General features: G+C 58.5%; 15 protein-coding genes. 12 read left to right on the forward strand and 3 right to left on the reverse strand.

Going from position 1 to position 20,031, the window contains the following annotated elements; translation table 11 throughout:
* Positions 1-17 precede the first annotated feature (17 nt).
* From ACFWXH_RS07120 to ACFWXH_RS07155, 8 genes are all read left to right on the forward strand, one after another.
* Entirely contained in the window at positions 18-878 is an 861-nt protein-coding gene (locus ACFWXH_RS07120) for a Ku protein (protein WP_379118698.1), read from the forward strand.
* Positions 875-1,957 carry a tetratricopeptide repeat protein gene (locus tag ACFWXH_RS07125; protein WP_379118700.1) on the forward strand — a complete coding sequence of 361 codons (1,083 nt, stop codon included), beginning with the start codon at positions 875-877 and terminating at the stop codon, positions 1,955-1,957. The genes ACFWXH_RS07120 and ACFWXH_RS07125 overlap by 4 nt, the downstream gene beginning before the upstream one ends.
* The gene (locus tag ACFWXH_RS07130; RefSeq protein WP_379118702.1) at positions 1,954-2,595 is read left to right on the forward strand and encodes an alpha/beta family hydrolase; all 642 of its coding nucleotides are present in this window, start codon (positions 1,954-1,956) and stop codon (positions 2,593-2,595) included. The genes ACFWXH_RS07125 and ACFWXH_RS07130 overlap by 4 nt, the downstream gene beginning before the upstream one ends.
* A gap of 3 nt (positions 2,596-2,598) precedes the next feature.
* On the forward strand, positions 2,599-3,372 hold the full coding sequence (gene xth, locus ACFWXH_RS07135; RefSeq protein WP_379118704.1) for an exodeoxyribonuclease III: 774 nt from the start codon (positions 2,599-2,601) through the stop codon (positions 3,370-3,372).
* 376 nt (positions 3,373-3,748) lie between these two features.
* Entirely contained in the window at positions 3,749-7,087 is a 3,339-nt protein-coding gene (locus ACFWXH_RS07140) for a M10 family metallopeptidase C-terminal domain-containing protein (protein ID WP_379118706.1), read from the forward strand.
* 108 nt (positions 7,088-7,195) lie between these two features.
* Positions 7,196-7,600 (forward strand): hypothetical protein, encoded by a 405-nt coding sequence (locus ACFWXH_RS07145; RefSeq protein WP_379118708.1) that lies wholly within the window; start codon positions 7,196-7,198, stop codon positions 7,598-7,600.
* A 47-nt stretch (positions 7,601-7,647) separates the two neighbouring features.
* On the forward strand, positions 7,648-9,381 hold the full coding sequence (locus tag ACFWXH_RS07150) for a type I secretion system permease/ATPase (RefSeq protein WP_054309940.1): 1,734 nt from the start codon (positions 7,648-7,650) through the stop codon (positions 9,379-9,381).
* Entirely contained in the window at positions 9,378-10,688 is a 1,311-nt protein-coding gene (locus tag ACFWXH_RS07155) for an HlyD family type I secretion periplasmic adaptor subunit (RefSeq protein ID WP_379118710.1), read from the forward strand. The genes ACFWXH_RS07150 and ACFWXH_RS07155 overlap by 4 nt, the downstream gene beginning before the upstream one ends.
* A 505-nt stretch (positions 10,689-11,193) precedes the next feature.
* On the opposite strand, the gene ACFWXH_RS07160 is transcribed toward ACFWXH_RS07155, so the two are convergent.
* Together ACFWXH_RS07160 and ACFWXH_RS07165 are read right to left on the reverse strand one after the other, a co-directional pair.
* The gene (locus ACFWXH_RS07160; protein WP_379112677.1) at positions 11,194-11,508 is read right to left on the reverse strand and encodes a hypothetical protein; all 315 of its coding nucleotides are present in this window, start codon (positions 11,506-11,508) and stop codon (positions 11,194-11,196) included.
* A 126-nt stretch (positions 11,509-11,634) separates the two neighbouring features.
* The gene (locus ACFWXH_RS07165; RefSeq protein WP_379112674.1) at positions 11,635-11,970 is read right to left on the reverse strand and encodes a hypothetical protein; all 336 of its coding nucleotides are present in this window, start codon (positions 11,968-11,970) and stop codon (positions 11,635-11,637) included.
* Between the two features lie 592 nt (positions 11,971-12,562).
* Here ACFWXH_RS07165 and ACFWXH_RS07170 point away from each other — a divergent pair.
* Positions 12,563-13,675, forward strand: a complete 1,113-nt coding sequence (locus ACFWXH_RS07170) for a hypothetical protein (RefSeq protein WP_379112672.1) — start codon at positions 12,563-12,565, stop codon at positions 13,673-13,675.
* A gap of 193 nt (positions 13,676-13,868) precedes the next feature.
* Here ACFWXH_RS07170 and ACFWXH_RS07175 read toward each other — a convergent pair whose 3' ends face one another.
* Positions 13,869-14,078, reverse strand: a complete 210-nt coding sequence (locus ACFWXH_RS07175; protein WP_379112670.1) for a hypothetical protein — start codon at positions 14,076-14,078, stop codon at positions 13,869-13,871.
* A gap of 264 nt (positions 14,079-14,342) precedes the next feature.
* Here ACFWXH_RS07175 and ACFWXH_RS07180 point away from each other — a divergent pair, with 264 nt between their 5' ends.
* The 3 genes from ACFWXH_RS07180 (at position 14,343) to ACFWXH_RS07190 (ending at position 20,030) form a co-directional block, all read left to right on the forward strand.
* Positions 14,343-15,638, forward strand: coding sequence for an HlyD family secretion protein (locus tag ACFWXH_RS07180; RefSeq protein WP_379112667.1), 1,296 nt, complete (start codon positions 14,343-14,345; stop codon positions 15,636-15,638).
* Positions 15,635-17,743 (forward strand): peptidase domain-containing ABC transporter, encoded by a 2,109-nt coding sequence (locus ACFWXH_RS07185; RefSeq protein WP_379112664.1) that lies wholly within the window; start codon positions 15,635-15,637, stop codon positions 17,741-17,743. Before ACFWXH_RS07180 ends, ACFWXH_RS07185 begins: the two co-directional genes overlap by 4 nt.
* A gap of 1,111 nt (positions 17,744-18,854) precedes the next feature.
* Positions 18,855-20,030 carry an abortive infection family protein gene (locus tag ACFWXH_RS07190; protein ID WP_379112661.1) on the forward strand — a complete coding sequence of 392 codons (1,176 nt, stop codon included), beginning with the start codon at positions 18,855-18,857 and terminating at the stop codon, positions 20,028-20,030.
* Position 20,031 lies beyond the last annotated feature (1 nt).

The raw sequence follows: 20,031 nt of genomic DNA on the forward strand, positions 1-20,031 counted from the left end.
TCGCGTAGGAGGCGGAATTGGCACCCAGGGCAAGTTGGAAAGGTTATCTGAAACTCAGTCTGGTGAGCTGCCCCGTGCGGCTCTATCCAGCGACGAGCACGAAGGAGCGCATCTCCTTCAACCAGTTGCACAAGAAGACCCACAACCGCATCAACATGAAGCCCGTCGACCCTGAACTCGGCCTGGTCGACCGCGCCGATCTGGTCAAGGGCTACGAATACGAGGACAAGCAATACGTCATCATCGACGATGCCGACCTCGAAAGCGTGCGCATCGAATCCAACCACACCATGAATATCGAAGCCTTCGTCGATGAGAAGGATGTCGACGTCATCTACCAGGACACACCCTATTACCTGGCGCCCGACGGGGCGATGGCAGAGGAAACCTTCGTCGTCCTGCGCGAGGCCATGCGCAAGTCAGGCAAGCTGGCGGTGGCGCGTCTGGTGCTGTCCAGCCGCGAGCGTGTCGTCACCATCGGTGCGCGTGAGAAGGGCATGTTCGTCTGCACGCTGCGCAATCCGCATGAGGTGCGTGGCACCGCTGAATATTTCGACAACATTCCGCAGGGCAAACCCGACCGCGAGATGCTGCAACTCGCCGAAGCGCTGATCCAGCAGAAGCTGACCAAGTTCGATCCGAAGAATTACGAGGATCGCTACGAGGCTGCCTTGATGAACATGATCAAGGAGAAGCTCAAAGGCCACAAGCCGATCGTCGCGGCAGCACCTGAACGCGGTAATGTCGTCAACCTTATGGATGCGCTGAAGGCCAGCCTTGGACAATCCAAGCCGCTGGCCAAGAGCAAGCCCAAGGCCGTGCCTGCTGAAAAACCGGCCAAGGTTGCCGCGAGCGGCGGCGCCAAGAGCAAGAAGTGACCTCGGCGAGAGGCAGGACGTTCGGTCTCATCGGCGGGCTTGCGGCATTCCCGCGCCGTCTGGCAGTGCGGGAGGTCGGCGCCCAGGGCGGCGAGTTGCAGCGCGGAGCCACGCGGCGCACCACGCATGTCATCTTTGGCCGCAAGTTGCTCGACAGGACCGATGCCGCCAGGATCGCGGCGCGCTACCGTGAGGAGAGGGCGAAAGGCCGCCAGCCTCTGAGTGAAAACGGCTTCCTCAGGCTGCTGGGGTTGATCGAGGCGCCGGCCGGCTCGACGCTGAGCCGCCAGTCCATCCTCGACCAGTCGAAGCTCGGCGCTGAGGATTTCGACCTACTCGCGCTTTTCGACGCGTTCGAACATGACGGCGAACCCTTTTCCTTCCGCGACCTGATCCTGGCCAGGAAATATGCCGGGCTGATCGCGTCGGGCGCCAGCTGGGGCACGATCGCAAGGTCTGTGCGCCGATCCGGCTCGATCGCCTCGCTGACCGCGCTTTCGCTGCATGCCGACCGTGACAACGCCATCTATGCGCGTTCGGATGAAGGCGTCAGCGAGCTCGACGGCCAGGCTTTGCTGCCGCTCGGCCGGGCTGAGCCGGAAGATCTCGACGAGCTCTTCGCCCTGGCCGAGGAAGCCGAGGAGGAAGGCCGGCATGGTGACGCCGCCGAGCTCTATCGGCGCTGCATCGCCATCGATCCGAGCGATCCGGTCATCTTCTTCAACCGCGGCAACTGCCTGCTCGCCGCCGGCAGGGCCAAAGAGGCCGAACAATCCTATCTCGACGTCCTCAAGCGCGACCCGCGCTTCGTCGAAGCCTGGTTCAATCTTTCCGGGCTGCTCGCCGGCGAAGGCAAGAAGGATACGGCACGCCGTCATCTGCTTGCCGCGATCGCCATAGACAGCGCTTACGCCGATGCCGTCTTCAACCTCGCAAACCTCGACTATGAAGCGGGTGATCTGGCCGGCGCACGCAAATGGTGGTCGCGTTATCTCGAGCTCGATTCCACATCGCAATGGGCCCGCACAGCCAGCAACGGCATCCGGTTGGTCGAGCTGGCGCAAAGAACAGCGAGTTGAGCATGTCCTTCCTTTTCGACGGCCCGGAAGACGCCGCCTGTACCATCCTGCTCGGCCACGGGGCAGGGGCGCCGATGGACTCCTCCTCCCTGAACGCCGCCGCCAAGGCGCTTGCCGAAGTCGGGTTTCGTGTCGCACGTTTCGAATTCTCCTATATGGCGAGCCGGCGCACGGAAGGCGGCCGCAAACCACCGCCACGCGCCGAAACCCTCAACCCCGAATATGTCGCCGCCGTAGCGGCTCTGGCCGCCAAGGGGCCGCTGGTCATCGGCGGCAAGTCGATGGGCGGCCGCATCGCCTCGATGGTGGCGGACGAGCTTTTCGCCTCGAGCAGGATCGCCGGCCTGCTTTGCCTCGGCTATCCATTTCATCCGCCGGCCAAGCCGCAGCAATTGCGCACAAAACATCTTGCAGGGCTGAAGACGCCGACGCTGATCGTGCAAGGCACACGCGACGAGTTCGGCACACGGGAAGAAGTGCCCTCATACGCGCTGTCGAAGGCGATCGAGGTTTTCTGGCTGGAAGACGGCGACCATGATTTGAAGCCGCGCAAGAGCGTATCCGGCTTCACGGCGGCCGATCATCTCAAAAAAATGGCCGAGAAGGTTTCAGCCTGGGCCGAAAAGCTCAAGCGCTGAGCGATGAAAATCGCGACGTTCAACGTCAATGGCATCAACGGCAGGCTTCCGGTACTGCTCGACTGGCTGGCTGAGGCCGAGCCAGATGTCGTCTGCCTGCAGGAACTGAAGGCGTCGGGCGACAAGTTTCCGAAAACGGCACTTCGCGACGCCGGCTACGGCGCGGTGTGGCTGGGGCAGAAAAGCTGGAACGGCGTGGCGATCCTGGCGCGCGGCGTCGATCCGATCGAGACGCGGCGCGGCCTGCCCGGCGACGAGGACGACACGCAAAGCCGCTATATTGAGGCGGCCGTCTCCGGCGTGCTGGTCGGATGCCTCTATGCGCCGAACGGCAACCCGGCTCCGGGGCCGAAGTTCGACTATAAGCTCAGATGGTTCGGCAGATTGCAGCAGCATGCTGCGGAGCTGCTCACCCACAACATCCCCGTCGTCCTTGCCGGCGACTACAATGTCATTCCGACCGAACTCGACGTCTATAAGCCCGAACGCTGGCAGGACGATGCCTTGTTCCGCCCGGAAGTGCGGCTGGCATTGCACGAGCTCGTCGGGCAGGGGTGGACGGATGCCATCCGGGCGCTTCATCCCGATGAACGCGTCTACACATTCTGGGACTATCTGCGCAACGCCTGGGGCCGCAATGCGGGGCTCAGGCTCGATCACCTCCTACTCAGCCCCGCAATCGCCGGACAGCTCACTGCCGCCGGCGTCGACCGCGAGGTGCGCGGGCGGGAAAAAGCCAGCGATCATGCTCCAGCGTGGATCGAGGTGTCGGTTTAGCCACCATACCGCGCTGGAAACCACGAAAAGATGTTGATCCTCGCGTTCGGCGCGTTCGGCTTGCTGCTCGTGTAGGCCTAGGCGGGCTGTTTTACGCAGCCAATCGGACCGCGGGTCGCGATGGTGAACAATTCATGCTCAACCTTCGCGCCGTCCGGATGACGAAATCTGTCGACTGCGAACAGGAAGTGAACTCGAACCTCGTGGCTGTCCTGCGCGGCACGGTCCAACAGTCTGGACAAGTCGAAAATTCCGATAGCATTATTGGCGAAGGTGACGGGGCTTAACAGGCGCGCAAGCGATGCCTGTTGGTGGTTGGAAGCAGCAAACCGGTACAGCCGTACTATCCACGGTTGTAGATGAGGGAACCCCAACGATGCCGAACCCAAGCCAAAATAGCGACCAATGGTGGATCAACGACCAGACGCCCGATAACCCCTATGGCAAGAGCGAGGATTACGAAGCCTACCTCGATTATCTTGGAGCGCTGGACCGCAGCCTGACGCCAGCGATCGCGGCGGGAACGCTGAGGATCAACGTCTACGAGCTCAACGACCACCCCGAATACAAGGCCGCCGCGATCGGCGCCCTGGAGATGTGGTCTCTTGTCACCCCTTTGAAGTTCGAAATCGTCGACGACGCGCCATACAACAGCGCAACGGACTGGATGCAGGTTGTCAGCCCCGAAGTGGGCGAGGAAGACGACGGCAGCGCCTATTCAAACGATCGTTATGTCAGTATAGGCCAGCGTTTCCACGACACGGAGCCCAACAAGACGGACGTCGGCGGCTATGTGTTCGATTCCTTCGTCCATGAATTCGGCCATGAATTCGGCCTGAACCATCCCGGACTCTATAATTACAGCGGTCCCGGCGGCGTCCAGATCAACTATCTGAACAATGCGACCTGGACCTACGACCGTCAGCAATACAGCGTCATGTCCTATTTCGATGGCATCGACGTCGGCGAAACCAGCCGCTGGTCGGCTTCGACGCCGCTCATGGCCGACATCGAAGCCGTCATCCGTCGCTTTTTCTCGACCGTCGACGCGAATGGTGAGCGCACCTATCAGGAGATCAACCTCAACACGGGCGACAACGTCTACGGCTTCGGCAGCACGCAAGACGGCTACCGGCTCTCCGCCTCGGGCATGCAGCACGATATCGGTTTTACGATCCATGACACAGGTGGAACCGACACGATCGACTTCTCCGGTTCTACGGCGGGCACGATCCTTGACTTGCGCGCCGGGCAGTTCTCCAGCGTGAACGGCCATAGCAACAATGTGTCGATCTTTGCTGGGCACAATGCCGATACGACCGCCTATTACATCGAGAACGGCATCGGCAGCAGCTACGACGACATCCTGATCGGCAATGACGGCGCCAATGTCCTCGACGGCCGCGGCGGCGGTGACCGCATGGCTGGTAATAGCGGCGACGATATCTACTTCGTCGACTCCCTCGACGACATCGTGCGCGAGGAAGCGAATGGCGGCAACGACACGGTCGTCCTGCTGTCCAGGGACCTGAAGATCGGGAAAATCGCGAACGTCGAAAACATCATTTACGCCGACGAGTCGACGCTTCAACCAGGAGGCGGTAGCCCCGAAACACCCGTCGTCGGCGACAACACGATGACCAGCATTATTTTCGGCTCCAGCGGAAATGATACGCTCGACGGCGGTGGTGGCGATGACACCATCTTTGGTCAGGGCGGTGATGACATCATCATCGGCGGTCGCGACTCGCTCGCCAGCCGCGACATCAACAACACGATCGACATCGAAGACCTTGAAGACCAGACGGAGAGCGATGACGGCAACGACACGCTCTATGGCGGCGGCGGCAACGACACCATCCTCGGCGGCCAAGGCAACGATATCCTCGACGGCGGCGATGGCGACGATACGCTGAGCGGCCAGGACGGCATCGACATCTTCCGAGGTGGCGCTGGCATCGACACGGTCGACTACAGCAAGGAAAGCCCCTTCCAACTGCTCGTCAACCTTGAGACGAACATCGCCAGTGGCGGCACCGCCTCGGGCGACACCTTCGACAGCATCGAGAACCTGATCGGGTCTGACGACCGCATCGACCGTTTCATCGGCACATCCGCAGCAAATCATTTCTGGGGCCAGGGCGGCGGCGATTACTTCAACGGCCGCGACGGCGATGACATACTGGACGGCGGCAACGATGGCGACATCCTGTACGGTGAAGGCGGCAACGACACGATCATCGGTGGCGCCGGCCAGGACTATCTGGACGGCGGCGACGGTATCGATACGGTCGTCTATGCGGGCAGCTCCGACGGCGTGACCATCGACCTCGCCAATGGCACCGCCAGTGGCGGCGATGCCGATGGCCCGGTGCAGATCGTCGGGCGCGGCACTGTTATCCGGCATGACATCCTTGCCGGCTTCGAAAATGCCGTTGGTTCCTTCTTCGACGACCATATCATCGGCAACGCCCAGGCCAACGAACTGTCCGGCGGTGGGGGTGACGATATCCTGACCGGCGGCGGCGGTGCCGACAAGCTGAATGGCGGCGCCGGAAGCGACACGGCGGACTACGCCGATGCGACCAGCGGTGTCAAACTCCAGCTCGGCGGCGGCAAATCCGCCGGAGACACCTATATCTCGATCGAAAATCTCGCCGGTTCGGGCTTCAACGATCAATTGACCGGCGACGGCGCCGCCAATGTCCTGACTGGGCAGGGCGGCAACGATACGATCAACGGTGGCGGCGGCGATGACACCCTGCTCGGCGATTTCGCCTATCAGGGCGACGCACCGCCACGCCCGGGTATGGGTACCGGCTACGCCACGCTCGGGGCCGACGCAACGAACAATTCGATCGCAACCGCCTTCGACATCTCGAACAACTTCTCGCTGACCGAGGACCCGGATATCTTCGATTCGACGACCATCCTTCACACGACCGTCAATGCCACCGGGAACGGCAAGGGCGGATATTATGGCATCACACTGGCGGCCGGTACGGTCATCTCGATCGACATCGATGGAATTGCCGATCCCAACGTCCATGACAGCTGGGTCAGGCTGCTGGACAGCAATGGCAATATCGTTGCCCAGAACGACGATGGCGGCGGCGACCCCGGTTCCACGACCAGCCGGGATTCGAGCACGGTCTTCGTCGTCAAGGAAACCGGAACCTACTACATCCAGGAAGGCATGTGGTCGCCCGACGTGCCCGGCGATGGCTGGGCGGATGCCGTGCCGGAAGGCTCGACATACAAGGTGAACGTGTCGGTCGAATTCCCGCCAGCGCCGGCCCAGCCGGGCGTTGCAGGTGCCGATAAGCTCAACGGCGGCAGCGGCAGCGACCTTCTGGATGGCGGTCTGGCGGCCGACACGCTGACCGGCGGCGCGGGCGAGGATTCCTTCCGCTTCTCGACAGCGCTTGGGAACGGCAATGTCGACTTGATCAAGGACTTCAACGTCGCTGACGACACGATCCTGCTGGACAACCTCATCTTTACGAGTGTGGGCGACGACGGCGCTCTTGCCTTGGGCGCGTTTTTCAAGAGTGCGTCGGGTGTCGCCCATGATGTCGACGACCGCATCATCTATGACACCGACAGCGGAGCATTGTCCTACGACGCAGATGGCTCCGGGCAAGTCGCGGCTGTTCAGTTTGCGCAACTGAACGCACATCTGAACCTTTCGGCAGCAGACTTCATTGTCGCCTGACCTCAGCACAGAAGGGGCGCTTTCGGGCGCCCTTTCTCTACACGGTGTTGGTCACCCTGTGCATTTAGAGCCTGCATAGGCACCGCAACGATCACGGAGAGTTTTGTGATGAAGCGCCCGACCAATCGCCGCACCGTACTGATGGCAGCGGGAGCCGCGGCTGTCGCCGCAGCCACCGCGACGGCTACTGCGCAATCAACGGATATTCGTGGGACGGTCACGTTCAAGGGCAACGTGGCCATCCCGGAAGGGCATCTCGAGATTTATCTTGAGGATCCTGCCAGCAAAAACAAGACCCAACGCCGTACCGCGGAAACGCGCGTCGAAAGCAACGGCGGCTCAAAGAAGCTGGAATTCTCCTTGCCCTTGACCGCAAGCCCTGCTGCTGCATCGCCAACGCTGCAGGTCGTTGCGCGCCTGGAGCGCGCGGACGGCTGGCTGGTCGCGCGGGGTAGCGCAAAAGTCGAGGCGGGCTCGCCCGTCCACGTCACGCTCAACACAGTCATGTACTAAGGGTCGAGACCAATGGCGAAGATGCCTCATTCCAATTGCGAGCTTGCATGAAGTCGACGCTATCGCCGTCGCTGACGCTGGTCGGAATTCTATCGTCTTTTCGACGTGCTTTTTCGGGCATTGTCCTGATGAGCGGCGTTGTGAACGTGCTGACCCTGACCGGTTCGTTTTTCATGTTGCAGGTCTATGACCGGGTCGTTCCGGGTCGCAGCGTGCCGACGCTGGTCGGCTTGGCGGTGCTTGCCGCCACCCTGTTCACGTTTCAGGGCGTGTTGGAGTTGATCCGTTCACGCCTCATGGTGCGGCTGGGGCAGGGGCTGGACGCGAAACTCAGTCCCTCGGTCTATTCGGCGCTGATGCGTCTGCCGCTGCGCTCCAAAACTTCCGGTGACGGCCTGCAGCCCTTGCGGGATCTGGATCAGGTCCGCTCTTTTATCGGAAGTGCCGGACCGACCGCGCTGTTCGATCTGCCATGGATGCCGCTCTACATAGGCATCTGTTTCATCTTTCACTTCTGGATCGGCGTTACCGCGCTCGCTGGCGCCATCGTCCTGTTCGCACTGACCCTTCTGGCTGAGTTCCGGACCAGCGGCCCGACCAAGATCGCCGGACAGCATGCGGCGGTCCGCAGCACATTGGCTGAAGCAACAAGGCGCAATGCCGAAGCCATACAAGCCATGGGGTTTGGCGGGCGCATCGCCGAGCGGTGGTATGCTGTCAACGCCGATTACCTGAACGCGCATGCCGCAGCCAGCGATGTTGCAGGAACGCTTGGCACGATTTCCAAGATTCTGCGGTTGATGTTGCAATCTGGAATACTGGCGATCGGCGCTTATCTGGTCATCCGGCAGGAAGCGACCGGTGGCATCATGATCGCAAGTTCGATCATGATGGGCAGGGCGCTGGCTCCGATCGAACTGGCGATAGCGCATTGGAAGGGTTTCGTTGCGGCGCGCCAGGGCTGGGCGCGCTTGAAGCAGCTTCTGTCCGCGCTTCCGGAAAGCGCAACCAGCGTGACCCTGCCGGCACCTGTCAGCGCATTGGCCGTTGAAACCGTCAGTGTCATGCCACCGGGCGAGCGGACACCCGTGGTCTGGGATGTGAATTTCACGCTGGCGAAGGGATCGGGCCTAGGGATCATCGGTCCCAGCGCTTCCGGCAAGTCGTCGCTGGTGCGTGCGCTTGCAGGCGTCTGGCTGCCGGCGCGGGGGTCAGTGCGACTGGACGGCGCGACGCTCGATCAGTGGCCGACCGATGAGCTGGGTAAACATATCGGCTATCTGCCGCAGGACGTGCAGCTGTTTGATGGAACGATCGCGCAGAACATTTCCCGCTTTGACCCGGACGCATCGTCCGAAATGGTGCTGGCGGCATCCAAGGCCGCGGGCGTGCACGATCTCGTCGTGCATCTGGCCGAAGGTTACGACACCAGGGTTGGCGAGGCCGGCGCCTCGCTGTCAGCTGGACAGCGGCAGCGTATAGCCCTTGCGCGTGCGCTCTATGGCAATCCGTTCCTGGTCATCCTGGACGAGCCGAATTCCAATCTCGATGCGGAGGGTGAAGCGGCCCTGTCCGGCGCCATCCGAGGCATCAGGGAACGCGGCGGCATCGTGATCGTCGTCGCACACCGGTCCAGCGCCTTGGCCAATGTCGACACTGTGTTGATGATGGCGAATGGACATGCTCAGGCCTTCGGCCCGAAGGATGAGGTGCTGAGCAAGGTTCTGCGATCGGCAGCGCCGCTGAAGGTCGTTACCGCGGAGAGAGGGGTCCCTGCATGAGCAAGGACAACACCACTTCGCATCAAAGACAGATCCGCCGCTATCTCGTGGCGGGAGTTGCCACCTGTCTGCTGCTCGTCGGAGGTGTCGGTGGCCTGGCGGCAGTGACCAAAATGTCGGGGGCGGTAATTGCTTCCGGCCGGCTGGTGGTCGATTCCAATGTGAAGAAGGTCCAGCATCCGACCGGCGGTGTGGTCGGTGAGATCAGGGTGCGTGAAGGTGACCTCGTCAAAGCCGGTGATGTTCTGGTGCGTCTGGATGAGACGACGACGCGCGCCAATCTGGCAATCGTCTCGACAGGTCTGGACGAGTTTTATGCAAGGCTGGCCCGCCTGGAAGCGGAGCGCGACGGCCACGACAAGATCATCTTTCCCGAAGTTTTGACATCGCGACGCGACGAAGCCGGTGTCGCGGCGTCGATGGCTGGAGAACAATCGCTGTTCGATTTCCGGCAGCAGGCGCGATCTGGCCAGCGATCGCAATTGCGCGAACGGATCGCTCAGTTGGCGCAGGAAGCTGCCGGATTGACCGAGCAGCGGCAGGCAAAACGTCGTGAAATCGAACTGATCCAGGTCGAACTGAAAGGCGTGCGGGACTTGTGGGATCGCAAGCTGGTATCGATCAACCGCATGACGGCGCTGGAACGGGACGCTGTGAAGCTTGAAGGCGAGCATGGCCAATTGACCGCGGGAATAGCTCAGGCACATGGCAAGGCTGCGGAGGTCGAACTGCAGATCATCCAGATCGATCAGGATCTTCGCAGCGAGGTCGCGACCGAGCTGCGTGAAACGCAGGCAAAGATCTCCGAGTTCGTCGAACGCAAGGTTGCCGCCGAAGATCAGTTGAAACGCATCGACTTGCGCAGCCCACAGGATGGCGCGGTGCTTCAGTTGGCCGTGCACACAGTCGGCGGGGTCATCACGCCCGGCGAGGAGGTGATGCAGATCGTGCCGATAACGGATGATCTGACCGTCGAAGCGCATATTGCGCCGCAGGATATCGACCAGGTGGCCATGGGCCAGGATGCGATCCTGCGCCTGTCGGCCTTCAACCGGCAAACCACGCCGGAACTGACAGGGACGCTGTCACGAATTTCGGCCGATCTCACCACCGATGAACGCGCCGGGACAAGCTTCTATGTCGCGCGGGTGAAGCTGCCGAAAACGGAGGTCGCCAAACTGCACGGGCTGGCGCTGGCGCCGGGCATGCCGGCCGAGGTATTCTTCCCAACGGGCGATCGGACGATGCTTTCCTATCTGGTGAAGCCGCTGTCGGATCAGATCCAGAAAGCTTTCCGGGAGGAATGAAGCCGCTCATTTGCGAGTGAGGCTGAGAGCGGTAGTCTTCTTTTGAGAAGGATGGTTGGCTGGGCTTCCTGGAAGCTTTTCGAACTTTCTGGGTTACGTCTCAGCCCGAATTTCGTGGCTTATTGGACAAATTGGGACGTTAGATACGGTTTTCGGAAAGATTTGAGAAGACATCGATCTCTGATTGCCGGTGACTCCCGATCGTGAACTTCAGCCGGAGGCCCCCTTATAGTTCTAAGCGCTGAAAGGTTATGCGCCGCATCTCGGCGCTGGTAGCGACGATGCGTGCCTGCTGGGTTGGCAGCATCGCATTCGTCGCTGACGCCGGAAAGACATTGCAGGGCCGTTCGCGTTAGATGGATCAGAAGCTCACAGGCAGGATAACTAGACCAGTCCTTCATAGGTGCGGGTTTCGCAAACGATCTAGATATTGCACCGAAATCACGGGCGGCATTTTTTGCTCTGCTGTTTGGGAAGCGGCAGAGCCGCCGATGTAGTGCCGGAACTATGAACGCTGGAGTCGCCCGAGAAGATGGGCAATGTGTCGTCCAGCAATTCTATGCAGCCATGACTTGGTAGCCAGCGCCATGCACACGAACAATACAATGCCCAAGTTGAGGCCTATCAAAAGGAGCCCGGCAATGCCTGCCATGACAGTTACATCGCCTCGCAGATTGCGAAACAAGTCCTTCAACCCGGTCGCAAACCCAGCGTGCGCAAAAAATACAGCAAAGATGGCGAGAAGAGCAGCCACGAGGACAGCGGCAAATCCAGCCTCAATGAGGTCGAGCGCTAACACCGTCTTTCCTGAATTGGTCATTCTCGGCTCCACTCGATATTCCGATGCGGAAGAAGCCTGAAAGGGTGGCATGGGCAACGGCTGACCATACATGATCATGCGGTCGCCGGGCTCGCCTAAGGTTCTCCGTGATGTGAATTCTGCAGATCATTGCTTCTTGAGAATGCCGGTAAGGATGCAGCCTTCTACCCAAAGAGTGCTAACTCCGCCTTCGACGGTGATCTGGTAGTTGCACTTCTCCAGGCTGCTGTCGGGCATGCCATCGAGCGTCAGCTCGACCTCACTCGAGTATCGGTTCTTCCAATTGTCTTTCCACTTACCGGAATAGGTACGGCCGTTCGTGTCGGTCAGTGTCAGCCTGCCGTCGCTCCAAAAGCTTAGGACGCCCCCTCGCTCATGTCGCCAATTGCCCTCGAGCGAAGAGCCACCGCTGCACCCCATCAACATGGCCGCAAATGCGATTGGCACAATGCACTTTTTCATGCCGGTAGGGTCCTCGACCGAGACAGCGAACGCTTATCTGGTCAGCATCGAGCGACGCCGGCCTTACGAAGCGCGCAGCCCTGATCGCGAGGCAGCTCTGATGCTGGCTCGAAAAGCCCCGCCAGCCTTCAACGCATGCATTTGTTGGCCTACCGTGAATATCAAGTGGAGGAATGGTTGAGCTTCCGTGGAATGGCGATGGCACCATTCTCTTTTGGGGTGCCGGTGACGGGAGACACGGATACGCATGGCCAGCTGGCCGAGCCGGCACGGGCTCGTGTAGTCGCGCGTCGGACCACAAGAACGGTGCACCGTCTGTTTTGTGAAGAATTACTTCAGGTTATGTGCAGGATCCATGCAGATCATAGCCAGCATATTGACGAGACAACCGTAGGAAAAATAGTCTCTTTATCTTCGACATATTCTGGAACCCGCCCCCTAGAAATCGACTGAGGAAGTGAAGTTTTTTCGTGCGGCGGGGACAGGCAGCAGCATGCCAGCGCGTACAGAGGGTTGCTGGAGGCGGTTTGAACTCCTCAATCCAACAAGAGCCGGCATCCAACGATACCAAAGCTGCCATCGGTAATGCATCATGACGCGCCAATACCTCACGCAACGTCGGATTAGAAACCGCACCTATCTGGCCGTCATAGCAGCCATCGCGCTCGTCTGCGCTTTAGCTGCTGTGCCAGCCTATGGTGTCTTCCGGCGCATCGATGCCGCGCGAACGCTTTATCTCGGTTTTGTCGAGGCGATGTACTCGAACACCCCCATTCGCGTGAATTTCCTGCCCAGCCGCGAACACAGCTTTCCATTCGCGGTGCGCCGCGCGCTGACGGTTGCAATCGATTCCGAAATCGACCCTGCGTACCTCACCAGAGTGAAGTCAGCATTCAGTGTGATGACAAGGCTTATGGGTTCGACCGTAACGTTTCGAAACGTCAATCCAGATTTCGACTTCCGCGACGATTACTATGTCTATGTTGGCTACAAAAAGGATCGATATGCTTTTCGGCCCAGCTACATAGCTGACTTCACCGACAAGCTGCACGGCGCGATTTCAAAGCTCTATGGCAGCAAACGGGATGATCTCCTTTGGGAGAGATTTAGACTGGGTCCGACGAACATGGTTTTTGGAACCGGCTTTTTGTTCAACGCCGAATACAATAGAATACCTTACAACGAACTCGTGGAAGAAAGTGATAAAATTCGGGCTTCACACCCCAATGCAGTCCCGGCAATGGCTGTTATCGAAGGAGACGTAAGTTACAAGCTAAACAACGCCAGCCCGACCAAGGGAGTATTTTTTGTTTCTACCAGGAACGACTCGACCGTTGTGGAGGCAAAATTCCGTGAACACACGAATGACACTATCACCCAGGAAATATTTCAAGGACTTATTCAGCAAAATGACCTCAACGGACCATTCAGGCTGAAGACCTTGCTGGATGACTATGACGATGTCGCCAATATCGTCAAACCGCTGTCCGACAGTGAAAATATAGATATCGCCAACAAACATGCAGCGCGCGGGCTATGCCTTCTGGATACGATTTACCTGTTGCATCTGGGATCAGTCGACGCTGAAGATTTCCGGTGGCAGCTGTTGAAATCGAACTGGTTCACTTACGCGAAGCTATACCTGCAGGCCTACTCTGAATACCGAAAGGGCCCGGCTGAGTTGTTCGATTCCAGATGCTGGTAGTATCTGCTGTCCCTTGCAGTTTCCGACCGCAAAGCCTCGGCGAATTTCCCAGAATGGCCCGCGGAACGCCGGATTCATCTGCCTAATAGGTCAGCCGCGGTGCCTGCCAAATAGCAAGTCCGTCACGTGCAAAGATACACGCGACGGAGCTTACTAGCCCTAAGCTAGGTGGGGACGATCAACATTCGATCCGCTACCGCCCGGAGCGACCACCACCCCAACGCGGACTATCAGATCCAGGCACACCTGGTTTGTTGTGCGACCAGTCGGCATCCCGCTTGGTCGGCCTGTCACCCTTCTTGTCGCGCCCGTGTCCATTGCCGCCGCCGCGCCCGCGACCGCCACTCCCGCCGCGTCCGCCGCCTGCCACAAGCTTCATTTCTTCGACCGAAAGTTCACGCATATTGGTCCTCATTTGCTTTGAATACTGAATAATATCTGCGCCATCGCCATCAAAATTCTACAGGAAGAAGACAACTAGCGTATAAATCTTACGTCTTTCATATTACTGGTCAATATCATATAAAAAATATTGTATCTCCACAATAACTATACAAAATCTCCACAATAAATTCACAAATTGATGCGCGTTGCCTCCAAAATTTCAATGAATTAATGCAAAATCACTTCGAAAACTAACAATCGACTTCGAATTTTGGGGGCAAGCTTGAATGAACCTCTTTTTCGTTCGGAAGCCATTGCTGCCCAAAAAGACACCTTGTTTGGTCATGTGGTGTTACTGCGTCCACTCGGCGTTTCGGTCGCGGTCGCGTTGGGGGTTGCCATCGTTCTGGCGATCACCAGCTATCTGATCTTTGGTGAGTATACGCGCCGCGTACGCCTGACCGGCGTTGTCACCCCAAGTGCAGGGATTGTGAGGGTTTTTGCGCCCAACGCAGGCCGCGTGACCTCGTTGAACGTTGTCGATGGCAGCGAGGTTCGCCAAGGACAATCCCTCTACACCATCACCTCCGATAGCACGACGTCGCTGGGAGATACTCAGGCGACGGCCGCGCTCCTGCTGCGCAAGCAGCTAAGCGAGTTGGCCGCCGAGATCGTGCGCCAGCAGGATCTCGATCGGATTGAGAAAGCCGGACTGACGAGAGAAGAACAGGGTCTGCTCCGAGAAATGGATCAGGTGCAGGTTCAGACAAAACTCACGGCCAGCCACGCAGCTCTGTTGAGCATCATCTCGGATAAATATGACGAACTGGTTCGTCGCCACGTTGTCCTGCAGCGGGAGGCTTTCGCTCGCATGGAAAGCCGCATCCAAAAAGAGCAGGAGTTGGAGAATTTGCACCGTGAAGCCATTCGCCTAGAGCAAAGATTGGCAGAGGTGCGCACAAAGCTTGCAGGTTTCGATTCGAAGGCAGCCTCAGTCATCAGCCAGTTGCGCAGACAAATCAGCACCATCGAGCGCGATCTCGTCGAGAGTGAAGCCCGCAGACAGATAGATGTTACCACGCCAAGAACCGGGAATGTTGCAGCCATCCTGGTCCAGTCGGGACAATTCGTTGCCGCCGGGACGCCGTTGTTGTCGATCCTGCCAAGCCAATCCCAACTGGAAGTTCATCTGTTTGGGTCGAGTAGCACCATCGGCTTCATGCATGAGAACGCCAAAGTCATGCTGCGCTATGCAGCCTTTCCTTACCAGAAGTTCGGCCTCCATCCGGGAATTGTCACAAGTTTCTCCCGGGTCAGTTTGAGGCCGGGCGATATAGACATGATTACCCTGCCCGAAAGGGGACCCTCCCCTACGAACGATCCGTCCGCTGGCCTGTATCGAGTTCTCGTCCGGCCGGAACAAAATTATGTCGCTGCTTACGGCAAGAAGGAGCCTATCCGGCCAGGCATGGCCGTGGAAGCCGACGTGTTTCTGGACAGGAGGCCGGTTTATCAGTGGTTGCTTGAGCCACTTTACAGCCTGCGAGGCACGCTTTCCAGCGAGGGCGACATCAAGTGACCTATCTGGAAAATCTCTTTTTCGGCTTCAGATCACGCTTGCCATTGATACTGCAAACGGAAGCAGCTGAATGCGGCCTCGCCAGCTTGGCAATGATCGCATCCCATCACGGCCATCACATCGATATCAGCAGCATGCGCCATAAATTCAGCGCCTCCCTGAAGGGCATGACGCTATTCAATATTGCCGAGCTCGCCAACAAGCTCCTGTTGTCGACCCGCGCGGTCCAAGTGGCACTTGATGACCTGCGAGAGTTAAAAACGCCCTGCGTCCTCCATTGGGACTTCAGCCACTTCGTCGTCCTGGACAAGGTCACTGCCAACGGGGCGGTCATCCACGACCCCGCCCGCGGGCGCCGTCATGTCTCCCGAAAGGAACTTGATCAAAGCTTTACCGGTGTCGCTCTTGAAGTTTGGCCGGCTCCATCCTTCTCGCCGAGGGTAGAGCAAAACCGATTTCAACTGTTGAGCTTGTTCAGAGGTGTCGTTGGTCTCAAGCGCGCTTTGGGACAGATATTCCTGCTTGCTCTTTGTCTTGAGGTCTTCGCCATTCTCTCGCCGCTTGGCCTTCAACTGGTCATCGACCAAGCTATTGTGAGCGCTGATCTCGATCTCGTCACGGTGGTCACGATCGGCCTGGCGCTGCTGGTCCTGCTGCAGACGGTAATTGGTTTTGTCCGCTCATGGGCGACAATGGTGCTTATGACCCGGCTTGCCGTCCAATGGGATATTGGCCTGTTTTCTCATCTGATACGCCTGCCGCTGTCGTGGTTCGAAAAGCGCCATGTCGGCGATGTGGTGTCGCGCTTCGGTTCGATCAGGACCATCCAGGATACGCTAACCACGGATCTTGTTAGTTCCACTATGGACAGCGTGATGGTTGCCGGCATGCTGTTCATGATGTTTCTCTACAGCCCGCCCCTGGCTGCAATGTCCCTGGCCTCGACGCTGCTCTACGTGCTGGTTCGAATTCTGTTCCATCGGCCTTACCGCGCGGCATCGGAAGCGGAGCTCGTCTATCGCGCGAGAGAAAATACCCACTTCATGGAGTCCATTCGCGGCGCAAGCAGCGTCAAGGCTCTTGGCCTCGAAGAACGACGCCAAAGCGTATGGCTCAACACGTTGGTCGACGCCGTTAATGCCGATCTCAAGACAGACAAGCTCGATATCGCTTTCGCTGGGATCAATGGGTTGCTGTTCGGCTTCGCGCGGGTTCTCGTGCTCTGGATCGGCAGCCGTGCAGTGATCGAGGGTCGTTTGACCGTTGGCATGCTCATGGCGTTCTCGTCCTATCAGGAGCAGTTCACCAGTCGTGTCACCGAACTGATCAACATGATTTTCAAGCTGCAGATGCTGTCCCTGCAAGAGGAACGGCTAAGTGATATCGCACTGGCCCAGCCCGAAGCGCACAAAGGCGTCTCACGGATTGGAACTTCGACCGGTATTGTGGCAGGCCACCTTGAGGCGCAGGGGATCCGTTTCCGCTATGGCGACGGCGAACCGGATGTGTTGGAGGGGATCAATCTGACGATTGCAGCGGGCGAAAGCGTCGCCATTACCGGCCCCTCTGGCTGCGGAAAGAGCACATTGCTGAAGATCCTTTCGGGGTTGATTCATCCTACGCAAGGGCGAATCTGCCTGGACGGCAACGACATCCGTGATGTTGGACTCTCCAATTATCGGAAGATCACGGGCTGTGTTCTTCAGGACGACCAGCTGTTTGCAGGTACACTGTCTGAAAACATATCTGCCTTTGATCCTCATTCGGACCCTGCTTGGATCGAGGAGTGCGCACGTCTGGCAGCGATCGACGGCGAAATCCACATGATGCCCATGGGCTATGAATCGCTGGTCGGCGATATGGGCAGCGCGCTTTCGGGGGGGCAAAAGCAGCGCTTGTTTCTTGCGCGCGCCCTCTACCGCAAACCACGTATCTTGTTCCTGGACGAAGCAACAAGCCATCTCGACGAGACCAACGAGTTTCTCGTCAACCGAGCGCTCGCGGATCTCCGCATCAGTCGCGTGATCGTGGCGCACCGGCCATCGACTATCGCCATGGCCGGCAGAGTTATCGCAATTGAGGATGGTCAGGTCCGTGACCCTTGAGGTCTCGCAGGTGCCTCATTCGTATCAATGTAGCATTTTGTGGCAGTGATGGTCGATGTTGGAAAGGGTCGGATGGCACGTTCTATGTCGGCGATCCGGCGGCAGACTGAACAGCCACCGCCCGCGCGCGCATGGCAAGGCCCGCAAGCTTCTGGGAGCGCATCGATGAACGGTTCGAGCGCAATTGAAACGCATGGCGTCCGCACGCTGACGGACACCATCTGAGACAAGGAGGTCCGCTGCGGCGGATGAGGCTGATGCAGACCAGGAACGACGGAACGCACGTTATCATGCCTGCGGCCGCGCCGATCGCAAGACGGCCGGACCGCGCTCGATTGCCTGTGACGCTGCTCTGTCACTCCGATGGAAGAGTGCGCCGCGACGGTTCGAACGCTGCAAATAAGCAGCGCTGCTACCCCATCGCAGAGCGCGGAAGACTGCACGGCGCATCGGAATTCAAAGCTGGAGAGCGGAAGCGTGACATATCGTATAGATTCGTGAATTATCGCAAAATATAAAAGAAATGACGATGTCGATCAAATAACGAAAAGTACAACCGATTATGATGGCAGGATAAAAGGCCGCAACGTGCGCGCCGGTCGGTTGGTTGTTTTTATTCAGGTTCTTGGCGCGTTCCGCACCGTGCATCATTTGGGTGCACGGTGCGCTTTCTTGTCAGTGCTTTGAAAAGACGATACTTTTCGCACGTTGCGACGACCGGCGCGCGCTCTTCGAGTTCAGTGAGAGGCGAGCGTGCCAACGAAAAATTTAGATCCCTTGCGGAGATTGCTGATTCGGCCATGTTTTGGGTTCCGCCTCAGGCGGCGGGCCTCGCGCCGTTGGCGCGCGGGTCTTTTCTGTTTTTGTTTTAGCCTGTTCCTACAGGACACCGAACATTAGCGTCGAGCGGACTCTGCCCGCGTTTTTCTGATAGTGCTCCGCATGTTCGCCACCGGGCAATCCTCGTCTGGAGCAGATGCAGGAAGCGGCCGGTTGCTCAATCGTGGAAATGGTCACGAACAAATGGAGATCATGCGAGTCCAGATAAAGGTTCGTTTGACTGGCACCGCCACTGAATTCGCGTGTAAATTGAAAGGGGGAGGGCCGCGGGTTGAAACAGCAGGCAGCACAGCAGTATCCGACGACGGCGGTCAAACAGCTTAGAACCGCACTGGCGTTCGCGATCTCCGGTTTCAGCGCCAACGAGGTGCCATCGTTGTGCAGCCGTCTCGGGCTGCGGGATGGAGATCGCGATGAGTCCTTCAAAAGCAAATTCAAGTATGCGGAACGACGTCTGCTAGAGAAGTCTGCGTCCGAAATGATCCCTATCGCTCAGCGCTTGGTTGAGGAGGTCGACTCCTACGATCTAGCGGAGGCCTTGGCCAAAATTCAAGAAATTGGCCAGGCAGCGGTTTCCGAACTTACCCGACGTCGGATCATGGCTCTTTTCGACAAACGACCGTACAGCACCGAGTTTGAAGATCTGGCCTTCATTCGCCGCGTTTGGCCTACGCATCGGATGCCTTCGGTCTTCGCGGATGCTCCGTCGGAACAGACGCTGGATGATGACCTCTTCAATGCGATCGGTCGAAACAACAACTGGAACAACCGAGAAACGTTGGAGGCGGTCGGCTACCTTACATCTTCACAAAAGCAATTCTTTCGATTCTTGGAAGAGGTCACAAGCCCGCTTACCCAATCGTCTGTCTATCAATCCGATATCGCCGCGGTGATCAACGAACACCTGCACCACGATGGCTACCGGCTGATCATCACCCGGCGACTATCGGGAAGCCCGGTTTATGAGGTGCAGCCTGCTGCTATCGGCAGTCCGGCTGACGATGCGATATCGCAGACCCTTGCGGACTTCGATCCTGACACCGTGCACGCGCGATGGGCCCAGGCGCTCGACCGACGAGATGCAGACCCCGAAGGCGCGATCACGTTGGCCAGGACGTTACTTGAGGATGTATGCAAATGGATCATTACCGAGGCTGGGGATGCGTTTGAGGAAAAGGACGACCTCCCAGGCTTGTACCGAAAATTGGCGACGATCCTGAACCTTGCTCCTGACAATCATACCGAACCCGTTTTCAAGAAGATTCTTGGAAGCTGCCAGTCGGTGGTCGAGTCCTTGGGATCACTGCGGAACAAGATCGGCGACGCCCACAGCCCCGGTCCCAAAAAAGTAAAACCTGCCGCCCGTCATGCACAGCTGGCCGTCAATCTGTCGGGGACAATGGCGACGTTTCTTGTATCGACTTGGGCGGCGAAGAAGGGCAGCTAGA

Source organism: Mesorhizobium sp. NPDC059054, assembly GCF_042739215.1.
Taxonomy (GTDB): Bacteria; Pseudomonadota; Alphaproteobacteria; order Rhizobiales; family Rhizobiaceae; genus Mesorhizobium.

Bases quoted from the DNA above. Each gene is read 5' to 3' on its own strand.
- ACFWXH_RS07175 (WP_379112670.1), bottom strand. From the start codon at position 14,078: ATGCGTGAACTTTCGGTCGAAGAAATGAAGCTTGTGGCAGGCGGCGGA.
- ACFWXH_RS07170 (WP_379112672.1), top strand. From the start codon at position 12,563: ATGACGCGCCAATACCTCACGCAACGTCGGATTAGAAACCGCACCTAT.
- ACFWXH_RS07150 (WP_054309940.1), top strand. From the start codon at position 7,648: ATGAAGTCGACGCTATCGCCGTCGCTGACGCTGGTCGGAATTCTATCG.
- ACFWXH_RS07165 (WP_379112674.1), bottom strand. From the start codon at position 11,970: ATGAAAAAGTGCATTGTGCCAATCGCATTTGCGGCCATGTTGATGGGG.
- ACFWXH_RS07160 (WP_379112677.1), bottom strand. From the start codon at position 11,508: ATGACCAATTCAGGAAAGACGGTGTTAGCGCTCGACCTCATTGAGGCT.
- ACFWXH_RS07145 (WP_379118708.1), top strand. From the start codon at position 7,196: ATGAAGCGCCCGACCAATCGCCGCACCGTACTGATGGCAGCGGGAGCC.
- xth (WP_379118704.1), top strand. From the start codon at position 2,599: ATGAAAATCGCGACGTTCAACGTCAATGGCATCAACGGCAGGCTTCCG.
- ACFWXH_RS07140 (WP_379118706.1), top strand. From the start codon at position 3,749: ATGCCGAACCCAAGCCAAAATAGCGACCAATGGTGGATCAACGACCAG.
- ACFWXH_RS07155 (WP_379118710.1), top strand. From the start codon at position 9,378: ATGAGCAAGGACAACACCACTTCGCATCAAAGACAGATCCGCCGCTAT.